We start from the raw sequence: 26,368 nt of genomic DNA, 5'->3' as shown, positions 1-26,368 counted from the left end.
GGGTCCCCCCACCGTGCGCGTACGAACTCTGGCCCTCGCCGCCGCCTCCGGAGCCGCCCTGCTCGCCGCCGGAGTACTCCCGGCCCACGCCTCCGGCACCACCGCTCCCCGCTCCGCCCAGGAGGGCTCGGTCAGCGCGGCCGACCTGCTCGCCAAGGTGAAGTCCTGTTCGCAGATCTCCAACGGCAAGTACAAGACCGACGACGAGACCTCGGCCACCGTCCCCGTGTGCGGCAAGAACGGCGCGGTGTTCTGGAAGGCCGACATGGACATCGACTGCGACGGGCAGCGCACCACCAACTGCAACGAGGACCGCGACCCCTGGTACCAGGACGACACCCGGTTCCACCAGTCCGACGACAAGCCGCTCAAGGCGGAGTCGCTGCCGTACGTCGTGGTGCCCAGCTCCAGCAGCATCTGGAACTACGCCGACTCCGGCATCAAGGGCGGCGGCGTGGTCGCCGTCATCTACAACAACAAGGTCGAGTACGCCGTCGTCGGCGACACCGGACCGAGCAAGATCATCGGCGAGGCGTCGTACGCCACCGCCAAGGCCCTCGGCATCGACCCCGACCCGGAGACCGGCGGCGCCGACTCCGGCGTGACGTACATCCTGTTCAAGAACTCGAAGGCGTCGCCCATCGAGAGCCACAGCGCGGCCGTCACCCTCGGCGACCAGCTCGCCAAGCAGTTCATCGCCGCCAACTGAGCGGCCGGGCGGGCGGGTCCGGTGCACGGCACCGGGCCCGTCCGCCCCGTCCGCGGCGCCGTCCGCGTCAGGCCGTGCGCGTCAGGCCGTGCGGACGGCCGTGTGCACGGTGTGCGCCTTCAGCACGAAGACGTCCTTCCTGCGGTGCACGCTCGCCTCGTCCTCCGGGTCCAGCAGGCGGTCGAGCGCGGCCAGGTCGTCGGCGGCGAGCTCCTCGGCCGTGCCCTCCCGCATCCGGGCCAGGGTCGCGGCCACATAGGCGCGGGCCGGGCCGGAGACCGGGGCGGGCAGGTCCAGCAGGAAGGTGCGGGTGTCGGTGGGCTTCAGCCCGGCCGAGGCCAGCAGTTCCGGCCAGTCCTCGGTCTCGGCCACCGAGCCCGGCAGGTCCTCGCGCATCCGGGTGAACCAGTCGGCCTCGACGGCGTCCAGCCGGGCCTGGAGCGCGGGGCGGCCGAAGCCGATGTCGCGGGGCAGGAAGCGGGCCGGCAGACCGCCCTCCAGCAGGGCGAGCGTGCCGCCGGGCGCCAGCCGCTCGGCGAAGGCGGCCAGCGCGGCCCGCTGGTCGCCCAGGTGGTGCAGGCTGTTGCTGGCCCACAGCAGATCGGCCGGGTAGCCCACCTCGTCCAGCGCGCCGGGCAGTTCACCGGTGACCGTGGTGAGGCGGTCGGCCAGGCCCAGCCGGTCCGCGCGGGCGCGGGCCAGCTCCAGCAGCGGGGCCGAGCCGTCCACCGCCGCCACCCGGGCGCCCGGGAACGCCTCGGCGAACAGACAGGACACCACGCCGGGACCGCTGCCCGCGTCCACGATCAGACCGGGCTCGGGCGCCAGCTCGCCCAGCCAGGCCATCGCCTCCCGGTACATCGGGGCGAACAGCTCCGCCTGGGACTCCAGCAGCGGCGCCAGCACGGCCCAGTCGAGGTCGCCGTGATCGTGGTGGTGCCCGGGGCGGCCCCCCTGGGCACCATCCTGGTGGCCGTGCTGGCCGTGGTGGTGCGGACCCTGGTGGCCCGCGTGCTCCTGCGCCATGGTGGTCTGCCTCTCGTCTCGGTGCGGCCAGCGTGCGCCGCCGCACCGCGCCGGGGCCAGTTCCCTTGCCGGGACTGCAAAAAACAGGCACGGATTTCCGCTCCTGGCAACGAGCGGCGGGGACCGGCGGCGCGGCCGTGCGATCCGCCGGGGCCGGTCCGGACCGGCCCCGGCGGATCACCCGCGCTCCCTCGGTCAGGGCAGCGGCGGGTAGGCGTTCTGCATCAGCTGCCGGAACTGGGCGGAGAACCAGTGCCCGGCCAGCGGCGCGTCGGCCAGCGCGCCCGAGGGGCTGTTGCCGTTGCGCGCGTTGCCCCCGTACGTCGGGTCGCACATACGGTCGAAGCCCTTGCCCTCGTCGTTGGAGACGGCGGAGCTGGACCCGTCCGACTCCCCCGGCGGCTTCACCCACACATAGGCGTCGATCCCGGCGGCCGGGGCCGCCGTCGGCCGTTCGCCGAGCCCCGCGCCGCTCTGGTTGCACCAGTTGCCCGCGTGGATACGGCGGTCGACACGGCCCCCGTCGACATAGGCGTCCACCGAGGTCAGCGGCCCGGCTCCGGCCGGACGCGCGGAGCCGCCCCAGCCGTTGCGGGAGGTGTCGATCAGCATGCCGATGCCGGAGTCGAACCCGGCCGCCACCAACTGGCCGCGCAGCGCCTGGGCGTAGGACTGCTCGTCCACGTACTGGTTCCAGTCCACCCACTTGGACTGGCGCACGGTCTGCCCGTTCACGCTGTCGGTGACCTTGAGGTACGGCTCGGTCGTGGGGCTGTAGTTGGCCGTGTTGACGATGAATCCGGCCACATCGCCCACGCTCGCGCCGTTGCTGGTCGCGGCGGCGCGGAACTCCTGCACGGACGGGCCGAGGTTGGAGTCCCAGCCCAGCCAGCCGTGGTGGGCGGCGTCGATGTAGTTGTAGACGTTGGGGACGGCGCCGAGCTTGCTCAGGGCGTAGCCGACGCCCTTCTCGTAGTTGCCGTTGGCCTTCATGGTCACGCAGGCGTCGGTGGTCGTGTCGGTACCGCCGGCGTTGGTGACCAGGTTGGGCAGCGAGTCGGGTTCGATGACGGTGGCGATGCGCAGCCCGGCGTACTCGGGATCGGCCAGGATCGCGGCGATCGGGTCGATGTACTCGGTCTCGTACCTGCCGAGGTCGGCGGGGCCGAGCTCGCCGTTGGAGGCGAGGGCCGCGCAGTCGCGGCCCGGCAGGTCGTAGATGACCAGCTGGACGACGAGTTCGCCCGATCCCTTCTGCTTCAGCGCCTCGTCGAGGTGGTCGCGCAGGCCCATCCCGCCGTCGACGCCCCCGATGGCGGCGATCCGGTCGAGCCAGACGGCGGTGGGCTGACCGGCGACGCGGCTGCCGCCCGGTTCGGCGGCGGCCTTCGCGGACCACTCGGGGTTCACATAGACCTTGGCGCCTTCGTACGGGTTGGCCGCGCGTCCGCCCGGGTCGGTGCTGCCGCCGCCCGGGTCGGTCGTGCCGCCGCCGGGGTCGGTCGTGCCGCCTCCCGGGTCCGTGGTGCCGCCGCCGTCGACGTCGCAGGCCGCTCCGTCGAGGGTGAAGGCGGCCGGGACGGCGTTGGTGCCGCTGTAGGTGCCCTGGAAGCCGAAGGTGGCGGCGGAGCCGGTGGCGAGGGTGCCGTTGTAGCTCTCGTTGGCGGCGGTGACGGCGGTACCGCTCTGGGTGATCCGCGCGTTCCAGCCGCTGGTGACCTTCTGGTCCCCGGCGTAGGACCACTTCAGGGTCCAGGCCGACTTGGCGGCGCCGTGGTTGGTGACCGTGACGGCGGCCGTGAAGCCGGTGTTCCACTGGTTCTGCACCTGGTAGTCGACGGTGCAGGGCGCGGCGGCGGCGCTCGCGCCCGCGGGGACGGCGGTGAGCGCCAGCCCCGTGCCCCCGGCGACCAGGGTCAGGGCGGCGAGCATCGCTGTTCTGCTGCGGCTCATGGGTGGGGAACTCCTCCTGTGGGATGGGACCTGGGACCTGTCCTGTGGGATGGGGCCTGGAACCTGCTGACGTGCCGGTGCCGCGGGGATCCGCGCCACCGGCGCACGGGCGTCCGGCCCGCCCGGCGTGCGGGAGGGCGTGCCGGTACGGGAGGGGTGTGTCAGGGGGTGCGGGCGCGCAGGTGACCGCGCGGTCCGGCGGCCGTGCGGCCGGGGTCCGGGAAGACGCCGTCGTCGCACCGGCCCGTACGGGCCGGTGGCGGCGAGGAGCGGGAAGAGCGGGGGTGGCGCATGAGCGACTCCTTGCAGACCGGGCGCGTCGCGAGGGACGCACCGACTGATGGAACCGCTCCCACTGGTGCGAGTGAAGGTAGCGCCAAGTCCCGCCGGAGAACAGGGGGCCGGTCACTTTCCGTCGGCTTTCCGTCGGCGCTCCGTCGACTTTCCGACGTCACGGCCCGTCGGGGGGCACCCGAATGTTTTCGCTCCCGCAAGCTCTTGACCGTGCCCTGACACATCCGCACTATGGGAGCGCTCCCACTGGTCAAGACTTGTCGCTCCTCCCCCGTTGTCCGAGCCGCACGGAGAGGATTCCCCGCCCATGCCTCCCTGACATCAGCAGGACGCCGGGCACCGCCCGCGCGCACGCCCGGCGTGCGGGCGCAGCGCGGGCCGGACGCTCAGCCCGCGTCCGGCCTGCGGAACGCCCGCAGGCTGAAGACCGGGTCCGGACGCGGCCGGTCCTGGTCGGGCAGGGCCGCCAGCCGGGCGGCGAAGCCGTCCGCGAGCGGATCGCCCGGCGGCAGCGTGACGAACCAGCCGCGCCGCAGGTCGGCGACGGTGCCGCGCGGGCTGCGGCCCTGGCCGAGGCCGGGGAAGCGGGCCGCTCCGGCCGGGACCAGGCCGTGTGCGGCGGCGTGCCCGGCGACCAGCCGGGCCTCGTCCCGGGCGGGGCTGGGCGGCCGGGAGGCGAGGACGGCGTCGATGTCGCTGCCCACGTTGTGCGCGGCGGCCTTGTCGACCGTGGTGACGTACACCCCGCCGGGGCGCAGCACCCGGGCGCACTCGGCGACCATGGCGCGGGCGTCGGCGTCGCTCGGGGCGAGGTGCAGGAGCCAGACGCTGACGACCGCGTCGAAGGCACCGTCCGGGAAGGGCAGGTGCCGCGTGTCGGCGCGGACGACGGCACCGGGCAGCCGCGCCGCGGCCCGGCGGGTCATCTCGGGCGCCAGGTCCACACCGGCCACCCGTCCCCAGGAGCGGGCGGCGGCGAGGCGGCGGGTGACGATGCCGGTGCCGCACCCGGCGTCCAGCAGATCCGTGCCGCCCGGGTCCAGCAGGCTCAGGACGGCGTCGGCCGCGGCGGCCGCCCGGGGCTCGCCGCCGCGCGCCGCGTCGTAGCGTTCGGCTTCCTCGTCGTAGTCCAGCACGCGGTTCCCCCCTGGTCCGGGCGTGGTTCAGCTCGCTCCGTGGGCCGGTGCGAGGTCCTGGACACGGCGGGCGAGCCGGAGGTCCAGTTCGGTGACGGCGCCGCCCGCGCTGTGGGTGTTCACGCTCAGGTGGACGGTGTGGTAGCCGAGGGTGAGGTCGGAGTGGTGGTCGAGTTCGTCCTGCACCTGGGCGATGTGCGCCACGAGCGCGGCCGCCGCGATGTGCGAGCCGAGCCGGTAGGTGCGGGTGAGACGGTCCCCGTCGAGGGTCCAGCCGGGCAGATCGGCCAGCCGGTCCTCGATCTCCTGGTGCGGCAGCGGTGCGACGGCCATGGGCCGGCTCCCTTCCTGGGCGCCGCGGGGCGGCGCGGCCCGCGGCGGCGGTCTCGGGGCGTGCCGGTGCGGCCTGCCCCGTTCAGCCTGCCACAGGAGGCCCGCCGGGAACCGGCCCGGCGGGCGCCGCGTGGCTCAGCCGGGCAGGCAGGCGGCCGCGAGGTCGTCGGCGAGGACGGCGATCCGGGCCCGTCCCTCCACGCGCTCCACCCAGGGGTGCGGCAGGGCGTGGTCGCCGTGCCGGGCGCCGAGGATGTTCCCGCAGACCGACCCGGTGGAGTCGCTGTCGCCCGAGTGGTTGACGGCCAGCAGCAGCGCCTCCTCGGTCCCGGGGGCGGCGAGGGCCGCGTAGACGCCGATGGCCAGGGCCTCCTCGGCGATCCACCCGGCGCCGAGCCGCTCCACCCGCTCCGCGCTCGGGGCGCCCTCGGCGGCCAGGTCGAGGGCCTGGGTGAGGGCGGTGGTGGTCTCCTCGTGGCCGGGGTGGCGGCCGAGCAGGCGCAGCGCGCGCAGCACGGCGCCCTCCACGGACTCCCCGTCCACCAGGTGCGCGACGATCGCGGCGAGGGCACCGGCCGCGTAGTAGCCGGTGGGGTGGCCGTGGGTCGTCTGGGCGCAGCGGGCGGCGCTCTCGAAGGCCTCCTCGGCGGTGGCGCCGGTGAGCCCGAAGGGCGCCGAGCGCATCACGGCGCCGCAGCCCTTGGAGTCGGAGTTGATGGGTCCGGGCGGGCCGAGCGGGGCGGCCGGGTCGGGCACGAGGTCCAGGGCGAGGCCGGACAGGCAGGCGTTGCCGGGCGCGCGCCGGGAGTACAGCCACCCTTCGGTGACCAGTCCGCCGCGCGGGCCCGCGTAGGAGCCGCCGGAGGGCTGGGCGAGTTCGCTCTCGTGCGGTCCGGTGCGGCGCTGGGTCTCCAGCCAGCGTTCGTAGGCCCAGCGCACCAGCCGGAACCCGGCGCTGCCCAGGCGCGGGCCGTGGCCCTGCTGGTGCGCCTGGCGCAGGCCCTCGACGGTGAACAGGGTCATCTGGGTGTCGTCGCTGACCAGGCCGACGGCCCCGGCCCCGGTGGACGCGGTGACCAGGCCGGTGAGGCCGCGCGGGCCGTGGGTGGCCCGGATCCGCTCCAGGGCGCTGAACTCGATCGGATAGCCGAGGGCGTCCCCGACGGCGCCGCCCAGCAGACAGCCGCGGACCCTCGCCCGGTACACGGCCACCGCTTCCCCCGACGGCTTCCCCAGCTCGTTCATGCGGTCACTCCTCGACAGCGTTTCGACTACGGTCGTACGTATGACCATTCTCGCGACCGGTGACGTCCGGGTCCCCACCGCCCCCTCGGGCCGTGGTGCGGGGCCGCTGCTGCGGGCCTGGCGGGAGCGGCGGCGGATCAGCCAGCTGGAGCTGGCACTGCGCGCCGACTCCTCGGCCCGGCACATCAGTTTCGTGGAGACGGGCCGCTCCCGGCCGAGCGAGGAGATGGTGCTGCGGCTGGCGGAGCAGCTGGAGGTGCCGGTGCGCGAGCGCAACGCGCTGCTGCTGGCGGCCGGTTACGCGCCGCGCTATCCGGAGACACCGCTGGACGATCCGGCGCTGGGCGCGCTGCGGGAGGGTCTGGAGCGGCTGATCCAGGGGTACGAGCCGTATCCGGCGCTGGTGGTGGACGCGGTGTACGACGTGGTGACGGCGAACCGCGGGGTGGCGATGCTGCTGGAGGGCGTCCCCGAGCGGCTGCTCGCGCCGCCGCTGAACGCGATGCGGCTGACGCTGCACCCGGAGGGCCTCGCGCCGCGCATCCGCAATCTGCGCGAGTGGCGGGGGCATCTGCTGGCGCAGATGGAGCGGCAGATCGCACTGGACCGTTCGGAGGCGCTGCGCGCGCTGTACGAGGAGGTGGCCGCGTACCCGGTGCCGGAGCCGGAGCCGGGCGGCGTCCCGGAGGAACCGGCCGGGGAGGTGCCGTACTTCGCGCTGCCGATGCGGATCGAGCACGACGGGCAGGTGCTGTCGTTCGTGTCGTCGATCTCCACGTTCAACACGCCCATGGACGTGACGGTGGCGGAGCTGGCGATCGAGACGTTCCTGCCCGCCGACCCGGCGACGGTGAAGTACCTTCGTTCGCTGTCGGCTTGAGGTGGTGTGACAGACTGCTGCGCGGTTGTCGGCACGGGTCGGGAGGCGTGGCGTGAGTGAGCGGCGGCCCGCGCCCACCGTGGGTCAGGTGGTGCTCGGCAGAAGGCTCCAGGAGCTGCGGGAGGCGGCCGGCCGCACCCGCGAGGAGGCCGCGCAGGTGCTGCGGGTGACCGCGGCGACCGTGCGGCGCATGGAGCTGGCCGAGGTCTCCCTGAAGATCCCCTACGTGCAGATGCTGCTGGCGACGTACGGGGTGGGCGAGGCGGAGGCGGCCACCTTCGTGCGGCTGGCCGAGGAGGCCAACGAGCCGGGCTGGTGGCAGCGGTTCCACGATGTGCTGCCGGAGTGGTTCAGCCTGTACGTGAGCCTGGAGGGCGCGGCCCGGCTGATCCGCTCCTACGAGCCGCACTTCGTGCCCGGACTGCTCCAGACCGAGGAGTACGCGCGCGCCGTCCTGGAGGCCGGGACGGTCGGGCAGACGGGCCCGGAGGCCATCGAGCGGCATGTGTCGCTGCGCATGGCCCGTCAGGAGCTGCTGGAGCGCCCGGACGCACCGCATCTGTGGGTGATCGTCGAGGAGACGGTGCTGCTGCGGCCGGTGAGCATCCGCGGCGCGGTGATGCGCGAGCAGTTGGACAAGCTGCTGGAGTACACCGAGCGGGACCGGGTGACGGTGCAGGTCGCGGAGTTCGCGGACGGCCCGCATCCGGGGACGTACGCGCCGTTCTCGCTGTTCCGCTTCGCCGAGCCGGAGCTGCCCGACCTGGTCTACACCGAATACCTGACCGGCGCGCTGTATCTGGACTCGCGCAAGGAGGTCTCCGCGCATCTGGAGGTCCTCGACCACATGACGGCCCGCGCGGCGACCGCCGAACGCACCCGGAAGCTGCTGCGGGAGTGCCGCGAGAGGTACTGACCGGGGGGACGGCCGAGGAGCCGTACATCGTGCCGCGGCACGCGTGGGCGCTGGACCTCTCCCGGCCGGTGTGCCTGTCCCTGGTGGCGCTCACCCATGACCTCCCCGGCGACCCGGACGACCTGGAACGACGCGCACGGCCTGGGTGCGGCGCCACGTCGACGCCCTGGCCCCGGGCGGTCATCTGCTGCTGTCGCAGGGGACACCGGACCTGAACCCGGAGGCGGTGGGCCGGGCCGCCGAGCTGTTCCGCCCCGGGGGGGGCTCAGGAGGCGCCGTCCTTAGGGCGCTCGCCGTCGTCGCGGCCGCCGCTCGTGCCGCGGTCGTCGTCGACGATCTCCGCGTCCACCACCCCCTCGTCGTCCGGGGCGCCGCCGGTCCCGGCGGGTCCGGCGGCGTCCTCGGGCGGGCTCTGCTGCTGCGCCTGGGCGTACAGGGCCTGGCCCATCTGCTGGCTGACGGTGGCGAGCCGGTCGACGCCGGTGCGCAGGGCGGTGGTGTCGGCGTTCTTCTCCAGCAGGGACTTCACCTCGGCGGCGGCCGACTCGACCTCGCTCCTGGTCGCCGCGGGCACCCGGTCGCCGTTGTCCCGCAGGAACTTCTCGGTCTGGTAGACGAGTTGCTCGGCCTGGTTGCGGGTCTCGGCGGCCTCGCGGCGGGTGCGGTCCTCCTCGGCGTACTGCTCGGCCTCGCGCATCATCCGGTCGATGTCGTCCTTGGGCAGGGCGGAGCCGCCGGTGACGGTCATCTTCTGCTCGCGGCCGGTGGCGAGGTCCTTGGCGGACACGTGCATGATGCCGTTGGCGTCGATGTCGAAGGCGACCTCGATCTGCGGCACCCCGCGCGGGGCGGGCGGCAGCCCGGTGAGATCGAAGACGCCGAGCTTCTTGTTGTAGGAGGCGATCTCGCGTTCGCCCTGGTAGACCTGGATGCCGACGGAGGGCTGGTTGTCCTCGGCGGTGGTGAAGATCTCCGAACGCCGGGTGGGGATCGTGGTGTTGCGCTCGATCAGCTTGGTCATGATGCCGCCCTTGGTCTCGATGCCGAGGGACAGCGGGGTGACGTCGAGCAGCAGCACGTCCTTGACGTCGCCGCGGATCACCCCGGCCTGGAGGGCGGCGCCGACGGCGACCACCTCGTCGGGGTTGACGCCCTTGTGCGGGTCCTTGCCGGTGAGTTCGCGGACCAGTTCGGTGACGGCGGGCATCCGGGTGGAGCCGCCGACGAGGATCACGTGGTCGATGGCGGACAGCTTGACGCCCGCGTCCTGGACGGCCTGGTGGAACGGCTTCTTGCAGCGTTCCAGGAGATCGGCGGTGAGTTCCTGGAACTGGGCGCGGGTGAGCTTCTCGTCCAGGTGCAGCGGGCCCTCGGCGGAGGCCGTGATGTAGGGCAGGTTGATGGAGGTCTCGGTGGACGAGGACAGCTCGATCTTGGCCTTCTCGGAGGCCTCGCGCAGCCGCTGCACCGCCATCTTGTCGGCGCGCAGATCGATCCCGTACTGCCCCTGGAACCGGCTCGCCAGGTGCTCGACGATCCGCTGGTCCCAGTCGTCGCCGCCCAGGTGGGTGTCGCCGTTGGTGGCCTTGACCTCGATGACGCCGTCGCCGATCTCCAGCAGGGACACGTCGAAGGTGCCGCCGCCGAGGTCGAAGACGAGGACGGTCTGCTCCTCGCCCCGGTCCAGGCCGTAGGCGAGGGCGGCGGCCGTGGGCTCGTTGATGATGCGGAGCACCTTCAGACCGGCGATGTCCCCGGCCTCCTTGGTCGCCTGCCGCTGGGCGTCGTCGAAGTAGGCGGGCACGGTGATCACCGCGTCGGTGACGTCCTCGCCGAGGTAGGACTCGGCGTCCCGCTTGAGCTTCTGGAGCACCCGGGCGGACAGTTCCTGCGCCCGGTAGCGGGTGCCGTCGACCGAGCCCTCCTCGGGGAAGCGCCAGTGCGCGTCGCCCATGTGGCGTTTGACGGAGCGGGCGGTGCGGTCCACGTTCGTCACCGCCTGCCGCTTGGCGACCTCGCCGACGAGCACCTCGCCGCTCTTGGCGAACGCCACGACCGACGGGGTGGTCCGCGCGCCCTCCGCGTTGGCGACGACCGTGGGTTCGCCGCCCTCCAGGACGGCCACCACCGAGTTCGTCGTCCCGAGATCGATCCCGACCGCGCGTGCCATGGCCGTCCCCTTTCCCTGCTTCCCCTGCTCTGCCCCTGCGCTTCCGCCGCTGCTCTGCGCCCCGTCCGGGTACCCAGGCGGGCCGGGAACACGACGGCGCCGCGCCCCCCTTCGCGAGAAGCGGGGGCGCGGCGCCGGGCGATGCGCGGGACGCGTCAGACGAGCTTGGCGTCCAGGGTGATCGTCGTGCCGGTCAGGGCCTGGCTGACCGGGCAGTTCTTCTTGGCGTCCTCGGCGGCGGCGACGAACGCGTCGTTGTCGATGCCGGGGACGGAGCCCTCGACGGTCAGGTGGATGCCGGTGATGCCCTCACCGGGCTGGAAGGTCACGTCCGCCCTGGTCTCGACCTTGGTGGGCGGGGTGCCGGCACCGGCCAGGCCGTGCGACAGCGCCATCGAGAAGCAGCTGGAGTGGGCGGCGGCGATCAGCTCCTCGGGGCTGGTCCTGCCGTTGGCCTGCTCGGCGCGCGACGGCCACGACACCGGCTGCTCGCCGATACCGGAGGAGTCGAAGGTGACGACGCCGTTGCCCTGAAGCAGGTTGCCTTCCCAGACGGTGTGAGCGGTGCGCGTGGTTGCCACGGTGTGTTCCATACCTTTCGCCTAGGTACCCGTTTCCGGGGTTCGTTCGCCCCCATCCGATCACATCCGCGCCGCGCGTACCCGCCGAACGGGGTGCGCCGCCCGACGTTCTCCGTCCGGCCTCGTGCGTGGGCCGAGCGGTCAGGCGGCCCGCTCCTCCTCCGGCCGGGCCGGACGCGGCACCCGCGGGGCGGCCTCGGCGGCGTCGGCGGCGGCCTCCGCCAGCCAGCGGCGCAGGACCCGGTGGACCTGCTCGGCGCCGACGATCTCCCCGCCGCCCTCGGCCGGCGGGGAGCACAGCAGCGGCGACAGCAGGAAGGGGCGGCCCTGCTGCCCGCCGAGCCCGCCGTGGGAGCCGATCTGCTCCTCGAAGGCGAGGACCTCGCCGTCGTCCGGGTCGTGGCAGGAGTTGACCATGATGTCGGCGGTGTGCGGGAAGGAGTGGGTGCGGCGCACCGCGTCGGCCGCGCCGGGTCCGAACACGGCCAGCGGTCCGGGATCGGTGCCGAGGGCGGCGAGGGGTGTCTCCGCGCCGCGCGCGCCGAGCACCACGCCGCCGTGCTCCTCGCTGCGCACCAGCAGGAAGCCGACGCCGGGGTGGTTGGCGAGGGTGGGCAGCAGCGCGGGGTGGCGGGCGTCGATCTCCTCGCGGCTCATGCGGTGCGGGACGTCCGGGAAGGAGACCAGGCCCAGGTTGCCGGAGGCCAGGACGACGGGTTCGCTGCGGCGGCCCGCGGGCTGCCGCTCCCGCGGCTCCTCGGCCGGGCGGCGCAGCGCGGCCCGGACGGCGGCCCGTGCCTCGGCGCCGCTGCGGGTGCGTTCGGCCCTGCGGGGCACATGCAGTCCGCAGCCCGCCCGGACCAGGTCGCCGAGGGTGAGGCCGTAGCGGGCGTGGAAGGTCTCGCCGGGGCTCTGGCCGTGGTCGGACAGGACGACGATCCGGTAGGGGCGCGGGGCGTGCTCGGCGACCTTCTCGATCAGCGCCAGGGAGCGGTCCAGGCGGCGCAGCACCTTCGCGGCGTCCCGGCTGTGCGGTCCGGAGTGGTGGGCGACCTCGTCGTAGGCGACCAGGTCGGCGTAGACGGCGGTGCGGCCCGCGAGCAGGTCGCCCATCACGGCGGCCACCACGACGTCCCGTTCGACGACGGTCGCGAAGGCGCGGACGAGCGGGTAGAGCCCGCCGCGGGAGACGCGCGGGCGCTGCTCCCGGATCCGGGCGCGCAGCGACTCGCCGATCTCGCGGACCACCTCGGCGCCGAAGGACAGGGCGGTGCGCACCGCGTTGGCGGGGTCGCAGAAGTAGGCGAAGTAGCCCGCGCGGGAGCGGGTGCCGCGGCCGCGGCGCGCGGAGACGGACAGCACGAGGGCCAGTTCCCCGGCGCCGCCGCTGAACAGGTTGCCGCGGCTGGCGCCGTCGTCGCCGAGGAGTCCGTCGTCGCCGGTGCGGGCGACGGCGCGGCGCTGGAGCTCGACCGCGCTCGCCGGCCGGTTGCAGACCATGACCTCGCCGGTGTCCTTCTCGTACCAGCGGAAGGCGGGGACGTCGTGGTTGCTGCCGTGCAGGATGCCGAGCTGGCTCGCGCCGGTCTGGCTGGACCAGTCGGTGCGCCAGGGGGTGAGGCGGTGGGTGGGCGGGCGGCCCGGGGTGATGTCCGCGGCGGCGCCCGGGGCGGTCTCCGCGCCGGTGCCGGTGCCCTTGCCGGGGCCCGTGCCGGTGCCGGTGCCCAGCCAGCGGGCGACGGTCGGCATGAGGCCCTGGTCCACGGCGTCCCGCAGCACGTCGTGGCCGACGCCGTCGAGCTGGATCAGGACCGTGCCGGGCGTGCCCGAGCAGGGCGGCTGCCGTCTGCGGCGGCGGTCGGCGAGCCGGTGGAGTCTGCGCCGGTACGCCTCGTCGTCGCGCACGGCGAGGGCGCCGCCGGTGGCGGAGGCCACCGCGGACATCACCGCGGCCACGATGACGGCGGTCTCGGGGGCCGCCTGCGGGTGCCCGGAGGGGTTGACGCGCAGGGCGAGCAGCAGCAGCGAGCCGTTGAGGAAGAACACCAGCAGCCCGAGGACCAGCGCGGGCACGAGCAGCAGCAGCCGGACCAGCAGCGGCCAGACGACGGCCGAGAGGACACCGAAGGCACCGGCGCCCAGGGCCGCGGTCACCGCGATGGTGGTGGCGCTGTCGCCGTCGGCCGACTGGAGCCGGAAGTCCGGCAGGATCCCGGCGAGCACCAGCATGGTGACCGTGGAGACGGCCCACACCGTGATGCTCCGTCCCGCCTGACTGGCGGCCCGCCGCCACCACCCGCCTCGCACGTCCGCACCTCACGTCCCGGCCCGGGTCGTCCGCACGGGCCCGGTCCAGCTTGTCACACGGCGGGAGCGCACCGGCCCGTCGTCCACAGGCCGCGGGCACCCTCCGGCCCGTTGTCCACAGGCGGCCGGGTCCCGCCGGGCCGGTCGGCGCGCCGGAGCCGGTCAGCGGCCGTCGTAGCCCGCCGTCGGCATGGACAGGCGGCGGTGGACGCGGGCCTTCATCTGGGCGTCGTAGCAGGGTTCGGCGGTGCCGACCGTCTCCACGCGCACCCCGCGCCGCGCGCACTCCGCGGTGAACTCCTCCACGGAGGACAGCGCCCGCTCCAGCACCCGGCGGCTGGGCGCCACGAACAGGTCCAGGCCCGGCCGTACGCCTTCCCACAGCGCGCGGTGGTCGGTGCGCAGCCCGCCCACGAGCAGTTCCCGCGCGATCACATAGCCGTGCTCGGCGGCCCAGCGCGCGCACATCGCGTACTGACTGCGGGAGTCCACGAGGAAGGGGTCCTCGTTCAGCTCCTCCAGGGGGGTCAGACTGGCGATCGCCGTCACACGGACCGGCGTCGCGACGCCCTGGCCGCGAGCGTCCCGCACATCTCCCATGGAGTCTCCCTCACCTCCGGGTTCTGCCCGCCGACCCTACCCCTGCACGTAGGCTCAGGGGGAGTCGCGCGAAGGAGGCAAAGAAGGTGCCGGTGGAGATCACCTGGTGGGGTCACGCGACGTGCACGGTCGAGGATTCGGGCGTGCGTGTGCTGACCGATCCGCTGTTCGCCCGCCGGCTCGCGCATCTGCGCCGCCGCCGGGGCGCACCGCCGCCGCCGGACGCCTGGCAGGCCGACCTCGTGCTCGTCTCCCATCTGCACGCCGACCATCTGCACCTCCCCTCGCTGGCCCGGCTCGCCCCGGGCACCCGCGTGCTGGTGCCGCGCGGCGCGGCGCGGGCGGTGCCGGGGCTGCGCCGGCTGGCCGGGCTGCGGATCACCGAGGTGGCGCCCGGCGACCGGTTCGAGGCGGGCGGGCTGGTGGTCCGGGTGGTGTCCGCGCGCCACGACGGGCGTCGGCTGCCCGTGGGACCGCACCGCTCACCGGCGCTCGGCTACGTCGTCGAGGGCGCCGCCCGGACGTACTTCGCCGGGGACACCGGTCTGTTCGAGACGATGGCCGAGGAGGTCGGGCCGGTGGACGTGGCGCTGCTGCCCGTGGGCGGCTGGGGGCCGTACCTCGGCGAAGGCCATCTGGACGCCGGGCGGGCGGCGCAGGCGCTGGCCCGGCTCGCGCCGCGCAGCGCCGTCCCGGTGCACTACGGCACGTACTGGCCGATCGGGATGGACGCCGTGCGCCCCCATGAGTTCTACGCGCCGGGCGAGGAGTTCGTGCGCCATGCCGCGCTGCGCGCGCCCCAGGTGGCGGTGCACCGGCTCGGGCACGGGGAGAGCGTACGGCCGGAGGTCGCCCGGTGATACGGCTCGCCGCCGCCGTCACGACGGTGGTGCCGCCGGAGTCCACCCAGCAGGCGCTCGGCTATCCCTCGCTGTTCCTGCTGGTGCTGATCGGGGCGCTGGTGCCGGTGGTGCCGACCGGGGCGCTGGTCAGTTCGGCGGCGGTGGTCGCCGTGCACCAGACGGCGCCGTTCTCGCTGGCGCTGGTGTTCGTGACGGCGGCGCTGGCCGCGTTCCTCGGGGACGCCGCGCTGTACTGGCTGGGGCGGCGCGGGCTCGGCTCGAAGAACGGCTCGCGCTGGCTGGAGGCGATCCGCTCGCGCGCCCCCGAGGACCGGCTCGCGCAGGCGCAGGAGAAGCTCACCGAGCACGGTGTGGCGGTGCTGGTCCTCTCCCGGCTGGTGCCGGCCGGGCGCATACCGGTGATGCTGGCCTGTCTGCTGGCGGAGTGGCCGCTGCGCCGCTTCTCCCGGGGCAACCTGCCCGCCTGTCTCGCCTGGGCGGCGACGTACCAGGTGATCGGCATCCTCGGCGGGTCGCTGTTCCGGGAGCCGTGGGAGGGCGTGGCCGCCGCGATCGCCGTGACCGTGCTGGTCGGCGCGGCCCCGGCGGTGTGGCGACGGCTGCGCCGCTCGGCGCCGGTGCACCGCTCGGGCTGACCCGGGGGGGCGGGACAGCGCCCGCGGAGGGTGCGCGGGAATTCCTGGCGAGGCCGCGCGCCGGTCAGGACGGCAGGACCGCCGAGGCGCCCACCGGGAGGTCCCACAGGTTCTCGCGGGCCAGACCGGCCCGGTGCCAGGCGGCGCGGACGCGCGTGAGGGGTTCCAGCACGGGTTCGGCGGAGAGCACGAAGGCGCCCCAGTGCATCGGGGCCATCCGGCGCGCGCCGAGGTCCTGGGCGGCGCGGACGGCCTCCTCCGGGTCGCAGTGCACGTCGCTGAGCCACCAGCGCGGGTCATAGGCGCCGATGGGCAGCAGGGCCAGGTCGATGCCGGGGTAGCGGCGGCCGATGCGCTCGAACCAGTGGCCGTAGCCCGTGTCGCCCGCGAAGTACACGCGCTGCCCGTCGGGCGCGGTGAGCACCCAGCCGCCCCACAGGCTGCGGCAGGTGTCGGTGAGGGTGCGCTTGGACCAGTGGTGGGCGGGCACGAAGTCGACGCGGACCCCGGACAGTTCGGCCGCCTCCCACCAGTCCAGCTCGGTGACGCGGGTGAACCGGCGGCGGTGGAACCAGCGGCCGAGTCCGGCGGGCACGAACACGGGCGTGTCGCGCGGGAGCCTGCGCAGGGTCGGGGCGTCCAGGTGGTCGTAGTGGTTGTGGCTGATGACGACCGCGTCGACGCGCGGCAGCGCCTCCCAGGGGACGCCGACGGGGGTGATGCGGGCGGGGGTGCCGACGATACGGCGGGACCACACGGGGTCGGTCAGGACGGTCAGCCCGCCGATCCGCAGCACCCAGCTCGCGTGCCCGGCCCAGGTGACGGCGACGGTGCGGTGGTCCACGCGGGGCAGCGGCCCCGGTTCGTACGGCAGCAGCGGGACGTCGGCCAGTCCCTCCCGGCCCGGCCGCACCGCGCCCTCGCGGGCGAACCGAGCGAGGGCCTTGAGACCGGGCAGCGGGGCGGTGAGCCGGTCGTGGAAGGCGCGCGGCCACACCCGCCGCTCCCCCAGCGGGCGCGGCTCGGCCAGCGGCGGGAACGGGGCGGGCGCGCCGCCGGGGCGCGTGGCCGTGGCGGCGGCGGACGGGGGCGGGGACGCGGGGGCGGTGGTCGGGGACGGGGACGTGGGGGCGGTGGTCGGGGACGGAGACGTGGGGGCGGTGGTCGGGATCGGCTCGGCGGTCGGGGTCGTGGTCGGCTCGGACTGCTGCGTCATCGAGGAGGCTCCCATCGCCGAGCATCGTCACGGAGACCGTCGAAGACGGACCTCAAGGAGATCAACGCGCTTCGCGGGTGCGGCAGTTCCAGCGGATCGGGGCACGTGAGGCAGGCCGCGCGCTCCTCGTCCGTACCGCCGAGCAGATCCGCGCAGGACAGCCGGACCCGCAGGGCTCCGAGGCCGTCCCCGAACCGGTGGCCACCGGGCGCGGCGATGCCCAGCCGGGCGCCGAGGAAGTCCTCCAGCTCCTGCGCGTCGCCGACCCCGAGGGCGGTGAGCGCGGGGCGCAGCGGGCCGAGGTCGGCGTACAGGTGGCGGCCCGCCTGCGGCGGCGGTGCCAGGGCGCCCGCGCCGACCACGGCGGCGTGCAGGGCGCGGGCCACGCGCGCGTGCAGGCGCACGGTGGCGGCGCGGCGGGCGGTGACGGGCGCGGGTTCGTCCAGCGCGTAGGCGGCAGCGGCGGCGACGGGTTCGGCGATCCGGGCGTCCAGCGCGGTGAGGACGTCCAGCACGCGCGCGTGCAGGGCGTCGCCGGTGGCGCCGGCCGGGAAGCGGGCGAGGGCGGCGGGCCAGCCGCCCGGCAGGAAGGCCCCGGCGAGGTCGGTGACGACGGTGACCCGCTCGGGCAGCATCTCGGCGGGGCTGAGCAGCACCGTGCCGTGCGGCGCGTGCACGGTGTCGCGCCAGGTCTCGTCGGCCACCAGGTGCAGCCCCTCGCCCGCGGCGGCCTCGACGGTCTGGTGCAGCAGTTCCGGCGGGGCCACGGTGGCGGTCGGGTCGTCCGCGACGGACAGCACCAGCAGCCGCGGGTCGCCGCCCTCGGCGCGGACCCTGCGCACGGTCTCCAGCAGGGCGTACGGGTCCGGTACACCGCCGCTCCCGGCCGGTGTCGCGACGGAGAAGGCGGGCCTGCCGAGCAGCCGCGCGGACGGCGCCCACCAGGCGGCGCAGGGCCGGGGCACGAGGACGTCGCCGCCGAGCGCGGCGGTCAGGGCGAGCAGCAGGGAGGGTGCGCCGGGCGCGGCGGCCACCCGCTCGGGCCGGGTCGCGAGCCCGCGCCGCGCCCAGTGTCCGGCGGCGGCGTCCAGGAGCGCGGCGGCGCCGCCGATCGGCCGGTCGTGGCGCCGTCCCGCGGCGGCGGCCAGCGCCTCGCACAGCTCCGGCAGCACCGGCAGCCCGTCGTCGGGCAGCGCCGAGGGCCCGTAGCGCACCGGTCCGTGGCCGTGCCCCTCGGGGACCGTCCGCCGCATGGCCGCCACCTCCGCGCAGTCCCTGGTGCCGGGCCGGACACCGGGTCCGGTCCGGCTGCCGTGCCGGACACCGTGCCGTACCGCCGTGGTGCCGTACGGGCCCGGCGCCTCGGACGCGGCCCGTGCGGCGGCACCCGGCCCGGCCGGTCCGCCGCCGCGTCCCGCACGGAAGGCGACTCCGTACGGTCCGGACCGGCGCACCTGGCGTGCGGGTACCCCGGGGCACGGCGTCCCATGGGAGGCCGGTCGCGGCGCGGTGTGTGCGGCGGCCGTGGAGGGAGCGGTTCCGTGCGGGGGCATGCCGTGTCCTGCGGGCCCGGTCAGCCGTCCGCCCGCCTGCGCCGCCACATCCGGTGGGCGGCGCCGCAGAGCGCGATCGCGATGAGGACGCCGCCGCCGATCAGGGCGGGCAGGGAGGCGGTGAAGGAGCCGCCCGTACCGGCCTGCACCCCGTGCTCGGCCGCCGCCCCCCGGCACGGGTCGTCCGACCCCGGCCGGTCGTCGCCGCCGTCGTACCCGCTCCTGCCCGGGGCGCCGTCGGGTCCGCCGTCCCGGTCCGCGCCCGTGTCCCCGGCGCAGCCGGACCCCGGGGTGCGGCCCGGCTGGTCGCGCGGGGGCGTGTCGCGGCCCGGGGCCCGGGTGGCGGCCGCGTCCCGGCCGGGCGTACGCGAGGGCGTGGCGTGGGGCGCCTGGTCCCGGCCGTCCTGGGCCGGGGAGGTGCCGTGGGCGGGGTCGTACGCGTACGGGGACGGGCCGGTGACCGGGTCGCCGGGCACGGTGCCGACCTGGGGGCCGGTGTCGGCGAGCGGATCCCGGAGGGGGTCCGGGGAGGCCGCCTCGCGGGCCGGGTCGTGGGCCAGCGCGTCCTGGAGCACCGGGTCGTCGGCGGGATCCTGGAGCGCGCCGTCGTCCCCGCCGGACCCGTCCGGCGGGTCGGGCACGAGGGCGGGGACCGGGGCGGCCGCCCGGACACCCGTACCCGGCCCGCCGTCCGGCGGACCGTCCTGCGCGGGCGTGGGCCCGACCGCCGCGCCGCTCCGCGCCGCGGCCGCACGGACTCCGGCGCCCGTGCCCCGCTCCGTCACGGCTCCCTCCGCGAGGGCCGCACCGCGGCCTGCCGCCTGCCGGACGGAGTCCGGGGGCACAGCCGGAGACACGGCCGGAGACACGGCCGGGGACACGGCGGCGGCCTGCGCGGCGGAGCCCGCTATGACCCCCAGCGCGGCCAGAACGGCGGCGGGCAGGGCGCGGGTGGCGCTACGGCGCATGGGCGGAACTCCTCGGACCGGCGGACGGCGGACGGTGTGCGGACGGCGGACAGTGTGCGGGTGGGGGGCGGACGGTGTGCGGGTGAGGGGCGGACGGTGCGGCACGGGACGGACGGCGGACGGGGCCAGGGGCCCGGAAGGGGCGGGCGCGGTGGCCGTGCCTCTCCCTTCCGCCATCACAGCCCCGGGCGCCGCCCGGCGCGCGCGGCCGGGCACCATTCGCGGGACGGCGGCGGCCTATCGGGTGATCTCGCGCGCCGGTGGGCGGCGCGGGCTCCGGCGTGTCCCGGCGGGCGCCGCGGGCTCCGGCATCCGGGCCGGAAAGGCCGTGTCGGCTCGGCGTGCACGGGTACGCGGCAGGCCATCCCCGACGATCTGGAGGGAGACATGCAGCGAGGCAGCGACCGGCTGAGTGTCCACCGTGACGAAGAGATGAAGCACGAGTTGCAGGGCCTGCTCCGGTCCGGTCACCCCACGCGGAGCGAGGAGTGGCACGACCCGGAGCCGACCGCCGAGGACGACCCCGAGGTGTGGGGCGGACCGGTGGCCCCGGGCGGCTCCCGGGCCTCCCTGGAGACCGTGCGCCTGGAACTGGCCAGGATCCTCGGCCGCAGCGCCTTCCCGGCGGACCCGGGCGAGCTGGCCCGCGTACTGCGCCGCAAGAACGCGCCGGACGCGCTGGCCGACGCCGTGCAGCGGCTGCCGCGCCGGACGCGGTACGCCAACGTCCAGGAGCTGGCCGAGGAAGTGACCCACCACGAACGCGCCTGACGCCTGGCCCACAGGCGGCCGAAAGACTCCGGACAGGCGACGGAAGGACTCCGAACCATCATGCGCATCGCTTTTCTGACCGCACCCGAGGGCGTGGAACAGGTCGAGCTGACCGAGCCGTGGAAGGCGGCCGAGGGCGCCGGGCACGAACCCGTGCTGGTGTCCACGCGGGCGGGCGAGGTCCAGGGCTTCGACCACCTGGACAAGGCGGACACGTTCCCCGTCGACGAGGTCGTCGGGGACACCTCCGCCGACTCGTTCGACGCGCTGGTCCTGCCGGGCGGCGTGGCCAACCCCGACTTCCTGCGCACCGACGAGCGGGCCGTGGCGTTCGTCAAGAGCTTCTTCGACCGGGGCAGGCCGGTCGCGGCGATCTGCCACGCGCCCTGGACCCTGGTCGAGGCCGATGTCGTGCGCGACCGCGTGCTGACCTCCTGGCCGAGTCTGCGCACGGACATCCGCAACGCGGGCGGCACCTGGGTCGACGAGCAGGTGCAGATCTGCACGAACGGCCCGAACACGCTGGTCACCAGCCGCAAGCCGGACGACCTCAAGGCGTTCGACGCGGCGTTCCTCGACGTGCTCGCCCGGCAGGGGCCGAACGGCGGCTGAACCGGCCGTCGGCGCGGCGCCGACCGTGCCCGCCCCGGTCCCCGCCCCGGCGGGGACCGGGGCGGGGGTCTCAGCGCTCCCGCGCGCCCTCCCGGGTCCGCCCGGCCGCGACCAGCCGCCGCGGATTCGCCGCAGATACTCGCCCTCCAGCTGGGCCATACGGCCGTTGTGGGCCCGCAGCGCGTCGTCGGAGCCGTACAGCAGGGTGTCGTGGCGCGTGCGGTGGATGGTCTCCAGCTCCTTCATGAGCTGCTGGTCGTCCAGGCGGCCCGGGTCGACTCCGGTCATGGTGCTGCCCCGCTCGTCGTGTTCGTCCATGCGGCCCGGGTACCCGCCCGGCGCACACCGCCACCGACCGGCATCCGGGAGGGAGCCATGGAGCTCGCCTTTCTCCATCCACTGTACGAACACCCGGGCCCCTGGGCCTCCGTGTACGTCGACACCTCCCGTCCCACGCAGGACAGCGCGCACGAGCTGCGTCTGACGGCGCGGGCGATGGCCGGTGAGCTGGCGCAGCGGGGCGCGGACGGGGCGACCTGCCGGGCCGTCGAGGAGGCGGTCGAGGAGTTGCGCCACTCCCCCGACCCGCACGGGCGGGCCTTCTTCGCCCGGTCCGGGACGGTCGTCCTTGACCCGCGTCTCGCCCGTCCACCGCAGGGCGGCAGCCGGGCCGAGTGGGGTCCGCTGCCCCGGGTGGGGCCGCTGCTGGACCTGGCGGGCGAGGATCCGGTCGCGATCGTGGCCTACGTCGACCGCAAGGGCGCCGACTTCGAGCTGCGCAGCGCGCTGGGCCGCCGGGAGGCCGGCACGGTGACGGGGCGGCAGTGGCCCCTGCACCGCACGAGCAGTGCCGACTGGTCGGAGCGGCACTTCCAGCTGAAGGTCGAGAACACCTGGGAGCACAACGCCGCCGAGATCGCCGACGCGCTCAGCGTCTGCCAGGACGAGACCCGGGCCGATCTGATGATCGTGGTCGGTGAGCAGCGGGAGCGGCACGAGGTGCGCGCACGGCTGCCCGAGCGGCTGCGCGACCGCGTGGTGGAGGCCACCCACGGCTTCGGGAGCAGGCTGCTGGACGAGGACGTGGAGCAACTGCGCGCCGAGCACGTACGCGACCGGATCGACGGGGAGCTGGACCGGTTCCGGGCCGCCCGCGCGCCCGACGACGCGGGCCGCGCCGGGGCCGTGGAAGGGGTGCCCGCGCTGGTCGAGGCGGCCCGCGAGCACCGTATCGAGGAGCTGCTGATCCGCCCCGAGGCGGCGGACGCCCACCGCGAGGTGTGGGTCGGCGAGGACCCGGACCAGCTGGCGGCGCGCCGCGGGGAGCTGCGGACGCTCGGCGAGCGGCACGCGTGGGCGACGCGCGCCGACGACGCCCTGATCCGCGCGGCGGTGACCACGGATGCCGCGGCACTGTCCCTGACCCCGGTGGCCCCCCTGCCCGCGGGCGCCGCGCCGAGCGGCGGCCTGGGCGCCATCCTGCGCTGGCGCTGAGCCGCACCGTGCCCTTCCCGGACGCGCCGCCGGTCCGGCCGCGCGGAAGGACCTACCGCGCCCGCTCCACCCGCCGCTCGTCCCAGACCGGTTCCGCCGTCTCGCGGAGCCGCCCGTCGCTGCCGAAGACCAGGTAGCGGTCGAAGGAGCGGGCGAACCAGCGGTCGTGGGTGACGGCGAGGACGGTGCCCTCGTACGCCTCCAGGCCCTCCTGGAGGGCCTCGGCGGACTCCAGGTCGAGGTTGTCGGTGGGCTCGTCCAGGAGCAGGGCGGTGGCGCCCGCCAGTTCGAGCAGCAGGATCTGGAAGCGGGCCTGCTGGCCGCCGGAGAGCCGGTCGAAGGACTGCTCGGCCTGGCCGGTCAGCTCGTAGCGGCGCAGCCGGGACATGGCGGCGCCCCGGTCCTGGGAGTGCTCGGTCCACAGGATGTCCAGGAGGGTGCGCCCGGCCAGCTCGGGGTGGGCGTGGGTCTGGGCGAAGTGGCCGGGCTCCACGCGCGCGCCCAGCTTCCACGCGCCCGTGTGCGCGACGTCCCCGCCGGCCAGCAGCCGCAGGAAGTGCGACTTGCCGGAGCCGTTGGAGCCGAGGACGGCGACCCGTTCGCCGTAGAAGACCTCCAGGTCGAACGGTTTCATCAGGCCGGTCAGCTCCAGGCCCTCGCAGGTGACGGCCCGGATGCCGGTGCGGCCGCCCTTGAGCCGCATCCGGATGTCCTGCTCGCGCGGCGGCTCCGGGGGCGGCCCGGCCTCCTCGAACTTGCGCAGCCGGGTCTGGGCGGCCTGGTAGCGGGAGGCCAGCTCATGGCTGACGGTGGCGGCCTGGCGCAGGTTGAGCACCAGCTTCTTCAGCTGGGCGTGCTTCTCGTCCCAGCGCCTGCGCAGTTCCTCGAAGCGGGCGAAGCGCTCGCGCCGGGCCTCGTGGTAGGTGGCGAAGCCGCCGCCGTGCACCCAGGCGTCGGCCCCGGCCGGTCCCGGCTCGACCGAGACGATCTTCTCGGCGGCGCGGGCGAGCAGTTCCCGGTCGTGGGAGACGAACAGGACCGTCTTGCGGGTCTCCCGCAGCCGCTCCTCCAGCCAGCGCTTGCCCGGCACGTCGAGGTAGTTGTCGGGCTCGTCGAGCAGCAGCACCTCGTCGGTGCCGCGCAGCAGCGCCTCCAGGACCAGCCGCTTCTGCTCGCCGCCGGACAGGGTGCGCACCTGCCGCCACTGCGCCTTCTCGTAGGGCACGCCGAGCGCGGCCGTGGTGCACATGTCCCACAGGGTCTCGGCCTCGTAGCCGCGGGCCTCGGCCCAGTCGGCGAGCGCCTGGGCGTACCCCAGCTGGGCGGCCTCGTCGTCGACGGTCATCAGGGCGTGCTCGGCCGCGTCGACGGCGCGGGCGGCCTCCCGCACGCGCGGCGGCGCGACCGACACCAGCAGGTCGCGCACGGTCGTCTCGTCCCGGACCGAGCCGACGAACTGGCGCATCACGCCCAGGCCGCCGCTGACGGTGACGGTGCCGCCGTGCGGCTTCAGCTCGCCGGAGACCAGCCGCAGCAGGGTCGTCTTGCCCGCTCCGTTGGGCCCGACGAGGGCGACCACCGCTCCCTCGCCCACCCGGAAGGACACGTCGCCGAGGAGCGTCCTCCCGTCGGGCAGGTGGTACTCCAGGTGCGCGGCTTCCAGATGTCCCATGGTCACGCATTGTGCGGGCGCGCCCGGGGCGGCGGCAAACCCTTAACCGGTCAGCGGTCCGCGCGCCCGGTCATCCGGCGTCGACCGGGCGGCCCGCGGGCCCGCCCTCGCGCGCGGGCGTGACGAGCGCGCCCGCCCAGGACAGCGCCTGCCACCCGCCGTCGGGCGAGCCCTCCAGGACGACCACGCCGGTGTTGCGCAGCGGGTGGGCGGCGGCGAAGTCCGCGTCCAGGTTGCGGGCGCGGACGGCGGTCCACAGGCGGATGGCGGCGCCGTGGCTGACCATGGCGACGGTCCGGGCGCCGCTGCCCGCGGCCTCGGCGACGACCGCGTCGTAGCGGGCCAGTGCCTCGGTGCCGCTCTCGCCGCCCGGTCCCGGCATCCGCAGTTCGCGCTCGCCGTCCGCCCAGGCCAGGACCGTACGCATGTAGAGCCGCCCGCGTTCGGTGTCGCCCGGTTCGCGCTCCAGGTCGCCCGCGGCCAGTTCGCGGATGCCGTCGCGGATGTGCACGCGAAGGCCGCGGGCGGCGGCGAGCGGGGCGGCGGTGAGCTGGGTGCGCACCAGGGTGGAGGCGTACAGCGCCTCGATGTCCTCGTCGGCGAGCGCCTCGGGCAGCGCGGCGGCCTGCCGGGCGCCGCGTGCGGTCAGGCCGGGCCCCGGGGCGGCGGTGTCCAGCAGCGAGGCGACGTTGGACGGGGTCTCGCCGTGGCGGACGAGGAGCAGGCGCATAGGTGGTCCCGGGTGCGGAGGCAGGGGCGTGCCGTGCGCGCCCGGGGCCGGGTCCGGCCCGCGCACAAGAAACGGCCGCTTCAGGGTAACGGTGCCTGTATGAGCCCAGATCTCGACCTCACCTCCGCCGCCGCCGCGGGCCGCGGCGCCCGTACCGGCCTGACCCGACTGCTCGCCGCGGACGCGTGGCTGTTCCGCGCGGCGGCCGGACGCCGCTGGCCGGGCGCGGGCCCGGTGCTGCCCCGGCTGAGCCGGAGCGCCAACCACGGTGTGCTGTGGTTCGCGACGGCGGCGGCGGTCGCGGCCAGCCGCACCCCGCGCGCCCGCCGGGCCGCCGTACGGGGCCTGGCCTCGCTGGGGCTGGCCTCGCTGACCGTGAACACGCTCGGCAAGCGCTCGGTGCGCAGGCCGCGTCCGGACCTGGGCCCGGTGCCGCTGGTGCGCCGGCTGGGGCGGCAGCCGATCACCACCTCCTTCCCGTCCGGGCACGCGGCCTCCGCCGCCGCCTTCGCGACCGGGGTGGCCCTGGAGTCCCCGGGCTGGGGCGCGGCGGTGGCGCCGCTGGCCGTCTCGGTGGCGGCCTCCCGCGTCTACACCGGCGTCCACTTCCCGAGCGACGTGCTGGCGGGCGCGGCCCTCGGCGCGGGGGCCGCGTTCGCCGTACGGGGGCTGGTCCCGGCCCGCGCCCAGCTGGTGCCGCCCGCCCGGCCGCGGGCCGAGGTGCCCGCGCTGGCGGAGGGCGAGGGGCTGGTGCTGGTCGCCAACGACGCCTCCGGCACCTCGGACCGGGCCCGCGCCCTGCGGGACGTGCTGCCGAAGGCGGAGGTCGTCGAGTGCGCGCCGGAGGACGTCGGGGACGCGCTGGAGGAGGCGGCGGGCCGGGCCGTGGTGCTCGGTGTGTGCGGCGGCGACGGCACCGTGAACACCGCCGCCGAGACGGCCCTGCGCCACGGTCTGCCGCTCGCGGTGCTGCCCGGCGGCACGCTCAACCACTTCGCGTACGACCTGGGTGTGGAGGACGCCAAGGACCTGGGCCGGGCGGTGCGGCACGGCCACGGGGTGCGGGTGGACGTGGGCCGCTTCACCTCGGGGCGCGGGCAGGGCATCTTCCTCAACACCTTCAGTCTCGGGGTGTACCCGGAGCTGGTGCGGCTGCGTGAGCGGTGGACGGACCGGATCGGCGGCTGGCCCGCCGGGCTGCTGGCGGCGCTGCGGGTGCTGCGCGCGGACCGCCATCCGCTGGAGGCGGAGGTGCAGGGCCGCTGCCGTCCGATGTGGCTGCTGTTCGCCGGGAACGGCACGTACCACCGCATGGGGCTCGCGCCGGGCCGCCGCCTCGACCTGGCCGACGGGGTGCTGGACGTCCGGGTGGTGCACGGGGGCCGCAGGCCCGCGCTGCGGCTGCTGTCGGCCGCGCTCGCGGGCCCGCTGACGCGCTCGCCCGCCCACGCGGCCGTCCAGGTGCGCCGACTGCGGCTGGCCGGTCTGGAGCCGGGCACCCTCCTCGCCTACGACGGCGAGGTCACCGAGGTGGAGGGCGAGGTGCGCCTGGAGAAGCTGCCCGAGGCGCTGACGGTCTACCGGCCGCTGCCCGACGCCTGACCGTGCCGTCACTGACGCACCGTCAGTCCGGATGCCGAAACGCGGGTCTCATCATTCGGCATGCGCGCGTACCGTGATCCGTACCGCCCCGGGGCCGCGCGG

24 protein-coding genes and 1 pseudogene are annotated in these 26,368 nt (G+C 75.6%); 9 read left to right on the top strand and 16 right to left on the bottom strand.

The features are described 5' to 3' along the window. Positions 1–13 precede the first annotated feature (13 nt). Positions 14–709, top strand: coding sequence for a glycoside hydrolase family 75 protein (locus ACWDYF_RS01125; RefSeq protein ID WP_381740159.1), 696 nt, complete (start codon positions 14–16; stop codon positions 707–709). 81 nt (positions 710–790) lie between these two features. Here ACWDYF_RS01125 and ACWDYF_RS01120 read toward each other — a convergent pair whose 3' ends face one another. The 6 genes from ACWDYF_RS01120 to ACWDYF_RS01095 form a co-directional block, all read right to left on the bottom strand. Then, positions 791–1,735 carry a class I SAM-dependent methyltransferase gene (locus tag ACWDYF_RS01120; protein ID WP_389464440.1) on the bottom strand — a complete coding sequence of 315 codons (945 nt, stop codon included), beginning with the start codon at positions 1,733–1,735 and terminating at the stop codon, positions 791–793. A gap of 195 nt (positions 1,736–1,930) precedes the next feature. Then, on the bottom strand, positions 1,931–3,688 hold the full coding sequence (locus ACWDYF_RS01115) for a glycoside hydrolase family 6 protein (RefSeq protein ID WP_389464441.1): 1,758 nt from the start codon (positions 3,686–3,688) through the stop codon (positions 1,931–1,933). Positions 3,689–3,849: 161 nt separating this feature from the next. After that, a complete protein-coding gene (locus tag ACWDYF_RS01110) occupies positions 3,850–3,981 on the bottom strand; it encodes a hypothetical protein (RefSeq protein WP_381740154.1) in 132 nt (43 codons plus the stop codon). A gap of 387 nt (positions 3,982–4,368) precedes the next feature. Beyond that, a complete protein-coding gene (locus ACWDYF_RS01105) occupies positions 4,369–5,118 on the bottom strand; it encodes a class I SAM-dependent methyltransferase (RefSeq protein ID WP_389464443.1) in 750 nt (249 codons plus the stop codon). Positions 5,119–5,145: 27 nt separating this feature from the next. Then, complete coding sequence (locus ACWDYF_RS01100) at positions 5,146–5,451, bottom strand: 4a-hydroxytetrahydrobiopterin dehydratase (RefSeq protein ID WP_381740151.1); 306 nt, start codon at positions 5,449–5,451, stop codon at positions 5,146–5,148. A gap of 135 nt (positions 5,452–5,586) precedes the next feature. Continuing rightward, positions 5,587–6,696: an ADP-ribosylglycohydrolase family protein gene (locus tag ACWDYF_RS01095; protein ID WP_389464445.1), complete on the bottom strand. Its 1,110-nt coding sequence runs from the start codon at positions 6,694–6,696 to the stop codon at positions 5,587–5,589. A gap of 40 nt (positions 6,697–6,736) precedes the next feature. Between ACWDYF_RS01095 and ACWDYF_RS01090 the strand changes: the two genes are divergently transcribed. Further along, positions 6,737–7,576 (top strand): helix-turn-helix domain-containing protein, encoded by an 840-nt coding sequence (locus tag ACWDYF_RS01090; RefSeq protein WP_018571769.1) that lies wholly within the window; start codon positions 6,737–6,739, stop codon positions 7,574–7,576. Between the two features lie 52 nt (positions 7,577–7,628). After that, complete coding sequence (locus tag ACWDYF_RS01085) at positions 7,629–8,492, top strand: helix-turn-helix domain-containing protein (protein WP_389464448.1); 864 nt, start codon at positions 7,629–7,631, stop codon at positions 8,490–8,492. A 265-nt stretch (positions 8,493–8,757) separates the two neighbouring features. Here the strand turns inward: ACWDYF_RS01085 and dnaK are convergent, their stop codons facing one another. From dnaK to ACWDYF_RS01065, 4 genes are all read right to left on the bottom strand, one after another. Beyond that, a complete protein-coding gene (gene dnaK / locus ACWDYF_RS01080; protein WP_389464450.1) occupies positions 8,758–10,662 on the bottom strand; it encodes a molecular chaperone DnaK in 1,905 nt (634 codons plus the stop codon). Positions 10,663–10,817: 155 nt separating this feature from the next. After that, the gene (locus tag ACWDYF_RS01075; protein WP_381740145.1) at positions 10,818–11,243 is read right to left on the bottom strand and encodes an OsmC family protein; all 426 of its coding nucleotides are present in this window, start codon (positions 11,241–11,243) and stop codon (positions 10,818–10,820) included. 141 nt (positions 11,244–11,384) lie between these two features. Further along, positions 11,385–13,550 (bottom strand): alkaline phosphatase family protein, encoded by a 2,166-nt coding sequence (locus ACWDYF_RS01070; RefSeq protein ID WP_389464453.1) that lies wholly within the window; start codon positions 13,548–13,550, stop codon positions 11,385–11,387. Positions 13,551–13,712: 162 nt separating this feature from the next. Then, a complete protein-coding gene (locus tag ACWDYF_RS01065) occupies positions 13,713–14,150 on the bottom strand; it encodes a hypothetical protein (RefSeq protein WP_381740142.1) in 438 nt (145 codons plus the stop codon). Positions 14,151–14,236: 86 nt separating this feature from the next. Between ACWDYF_RS01065 and ACWDYF_RS01060 the strand changes: the two genes are divergently transcribed. Together ACWDYF_RS01060 and ACWDYF_RS01055 are read left to right on the top strand one after the other, a co-directional pair. Continuing rightward, positions 14,237–15,010 (top strand): MBL fold metallo-hydrolase, encoded by a 774-nt coding sequence (locus ACWDYF_RS01060; protein WP_389464455.1) that lies wholly within the window; start codon positions 14,237–14,239, stop codon positions 15,008–15,010. After that, on the top strand, positions 15,007–15,648 hold the full coding sequence (locus ACWDYF_RS01055; protein ID WP_381740139.1) for a DedA family protein: 642 nt from the start codon (positions 15,007–15,009) through the stop codon (positions 15,646–15,648). The genes ACWDYF_RS01060 and ACWDYF_RS01055 overlap by 4 nt, the downstream gene beginning before the upstream one ends. A 64-nt stretch (positions 15,649–15,712) precedes the next feature. Here the strand turns inward: ACWDYF_RS01055 and ACWDYF_RS01050 are convergent, their stop codons facing one another. From ACWDYF_RS01050 to ACWDYF_RS01040, 3 genes are all read right to left on the bottom strand, one after another. Beyond that, on the bottom strand, positions 15,713–16,864 hold the full coding sequence (locus ACWDYF_RS01050) for an MBL fold metallo-hydrolase (RefSeq protein ID WP_389464458.1): 1,152 nt from the start codon (positions 16,862–16,864) through the stop codon (positions 15,713–15,715). Further along, positions 16,861–18,117 (bottom strand): aminotransferase class I/II-fold pyridoxal phosphate-dependent enzyme, encoded by a 1,257-nt coding sequence (locus ACWDYF_RS01045; protein ID WP_389464460.1) that lies wholly within the window; start codon positions 18,115–18,117, stop codon positions 16,861–16,863. The genes ACWDYF_RS01050 and ACWDYF_RS01045 overlap by 4 nt, the downstream gene beginning before the upstream one ends. A 320-nt stretch (positions 18,118–18,437) precedes the next feature. Next, positions 18,438–19,385, bottom strand: a complete 948-nt coding sequence (locus tag ACWDYF_RS01040; RefSeq protein WP_389464462.1) for a chromosomal replication initiator protein DnaA — start codon at positions 19,383–19,385, stop codon at positions 18,438–18,440. 387 nt (positions 19,386–19,772) lie between these two features. Between ACWDYF_RS01040 and ACWDYF_RS01035 the strand changes: the two genes are divergently transcribed. Together ACWDYF_RS01035 and ACWDYF_RS01030 are read left to right on the top strand one after the other, a co-directional pair. After that, entirely contained in the window at positions 19,773–20,156 is a 384-nt protein-coding gene (locus tag ACWDYF_RS01035; RefSeq protein WP_389464463.1) for a DUF2795 domain-containing protein, read from the top strand. Positions 20,157–20,216: 60 nt separating this feature from the next. Beyond that, the gene (locus ACWDYF_RS01030) at positions 20,217–20,768 is read left to right on the top strand and encodes a type 1 glutamine amidotransferase domain-containing protein (RefSeq protein ID WP_381740132.1); all 552 of its coding nucleotides are present in this window, start codon (positions 20,217–20,219) and stop codon (positions 20,766–20,768) included. 70 nt (positions 20,769–20,838) lie between these two features. On the opposite strand, the pseudogene ACWDYF_RS01025 reads toward ACWDYF_RS01030, so the two are convergent. Continuing rightward, positions 20,839–21,086: pseudogene (locus ACWDYF_RS01025) on the bottom strand (DUF6158 family protein). A gap of 57 nt (positions 21,087–21,143) precedes the next feature. Here ACWDYF_RS01025 and ACWDYF_RS01020 point away from each other — a divergent pair. Next, positions 21,144–22,262 carry a baeRF2 domain-containing protein gene (locus ACWDYF_RS01020; protein ID WP_389464466.1) on the top strand — a complete coding sequence of 373 codons (1,119 nt, stop codon included), beginning with the start codon at positions 21,144–21,146 and terminating at the stop codon, positions 22,260–22,262. A gap of 52 nt (positions 22,263–22,314) precedes the next feature. Here the strand turns inward: ACWDYF_RS01020 and ACWDYF_RS01015 are convergent, their stop codons facing one another. Next, positions 22,315–23,934: an ABC-F family ATP-binding cassette domain-containing protein gene (locus tag ACWDYF_RS01015; protein ID WP_381740129.1), complete on the bottom strand. Its 1,620-nt coding sequence runs from the start codon at positions 23,932–23,934 to the stop codon at positions 22,315–22,317. Positions 23,935–24,004: 70 nt separating this feature from the next. Beyond that, positions 24,005–24,664, bottom strand: a complete 660-nt coding sequence (locus ACWDYF_RS01010; RefSeq protein WP_389464468.1) for a histidine phosphatase family protein — start codon at positions 24,662–24,664, stop codon at positions 24,005–24,007. Positions 24,665–24,763: 99 nt separating this feature from the next. Here ACWDYF_RS01010 and ACWDYF_RS01005 point away from each other — a divergent pair, with 99 nt between their 5' ends. Then, positions 24,764–26,266: a bifunctional phosphatase PAP2/diacylglycerol kinase family protein gene (locus tag ACWDYF_RS01005; protein WP_389464470.1), complete on the top strand. Its 1,503-nt coding sequence runs from the start codon at positions 24,764–24,766 to the stop codon at positions 26,264–26,266. The last annotated feature ends 102 nt before the right edge of the window (positions 26,267–26,368 follow it).

This window comes from Streptomyces sp. NPDC003284 (assembly GCF_053589675.1).
This window is presented reverse-complemented; position numbering and strand designations above follow the sequence as displayed.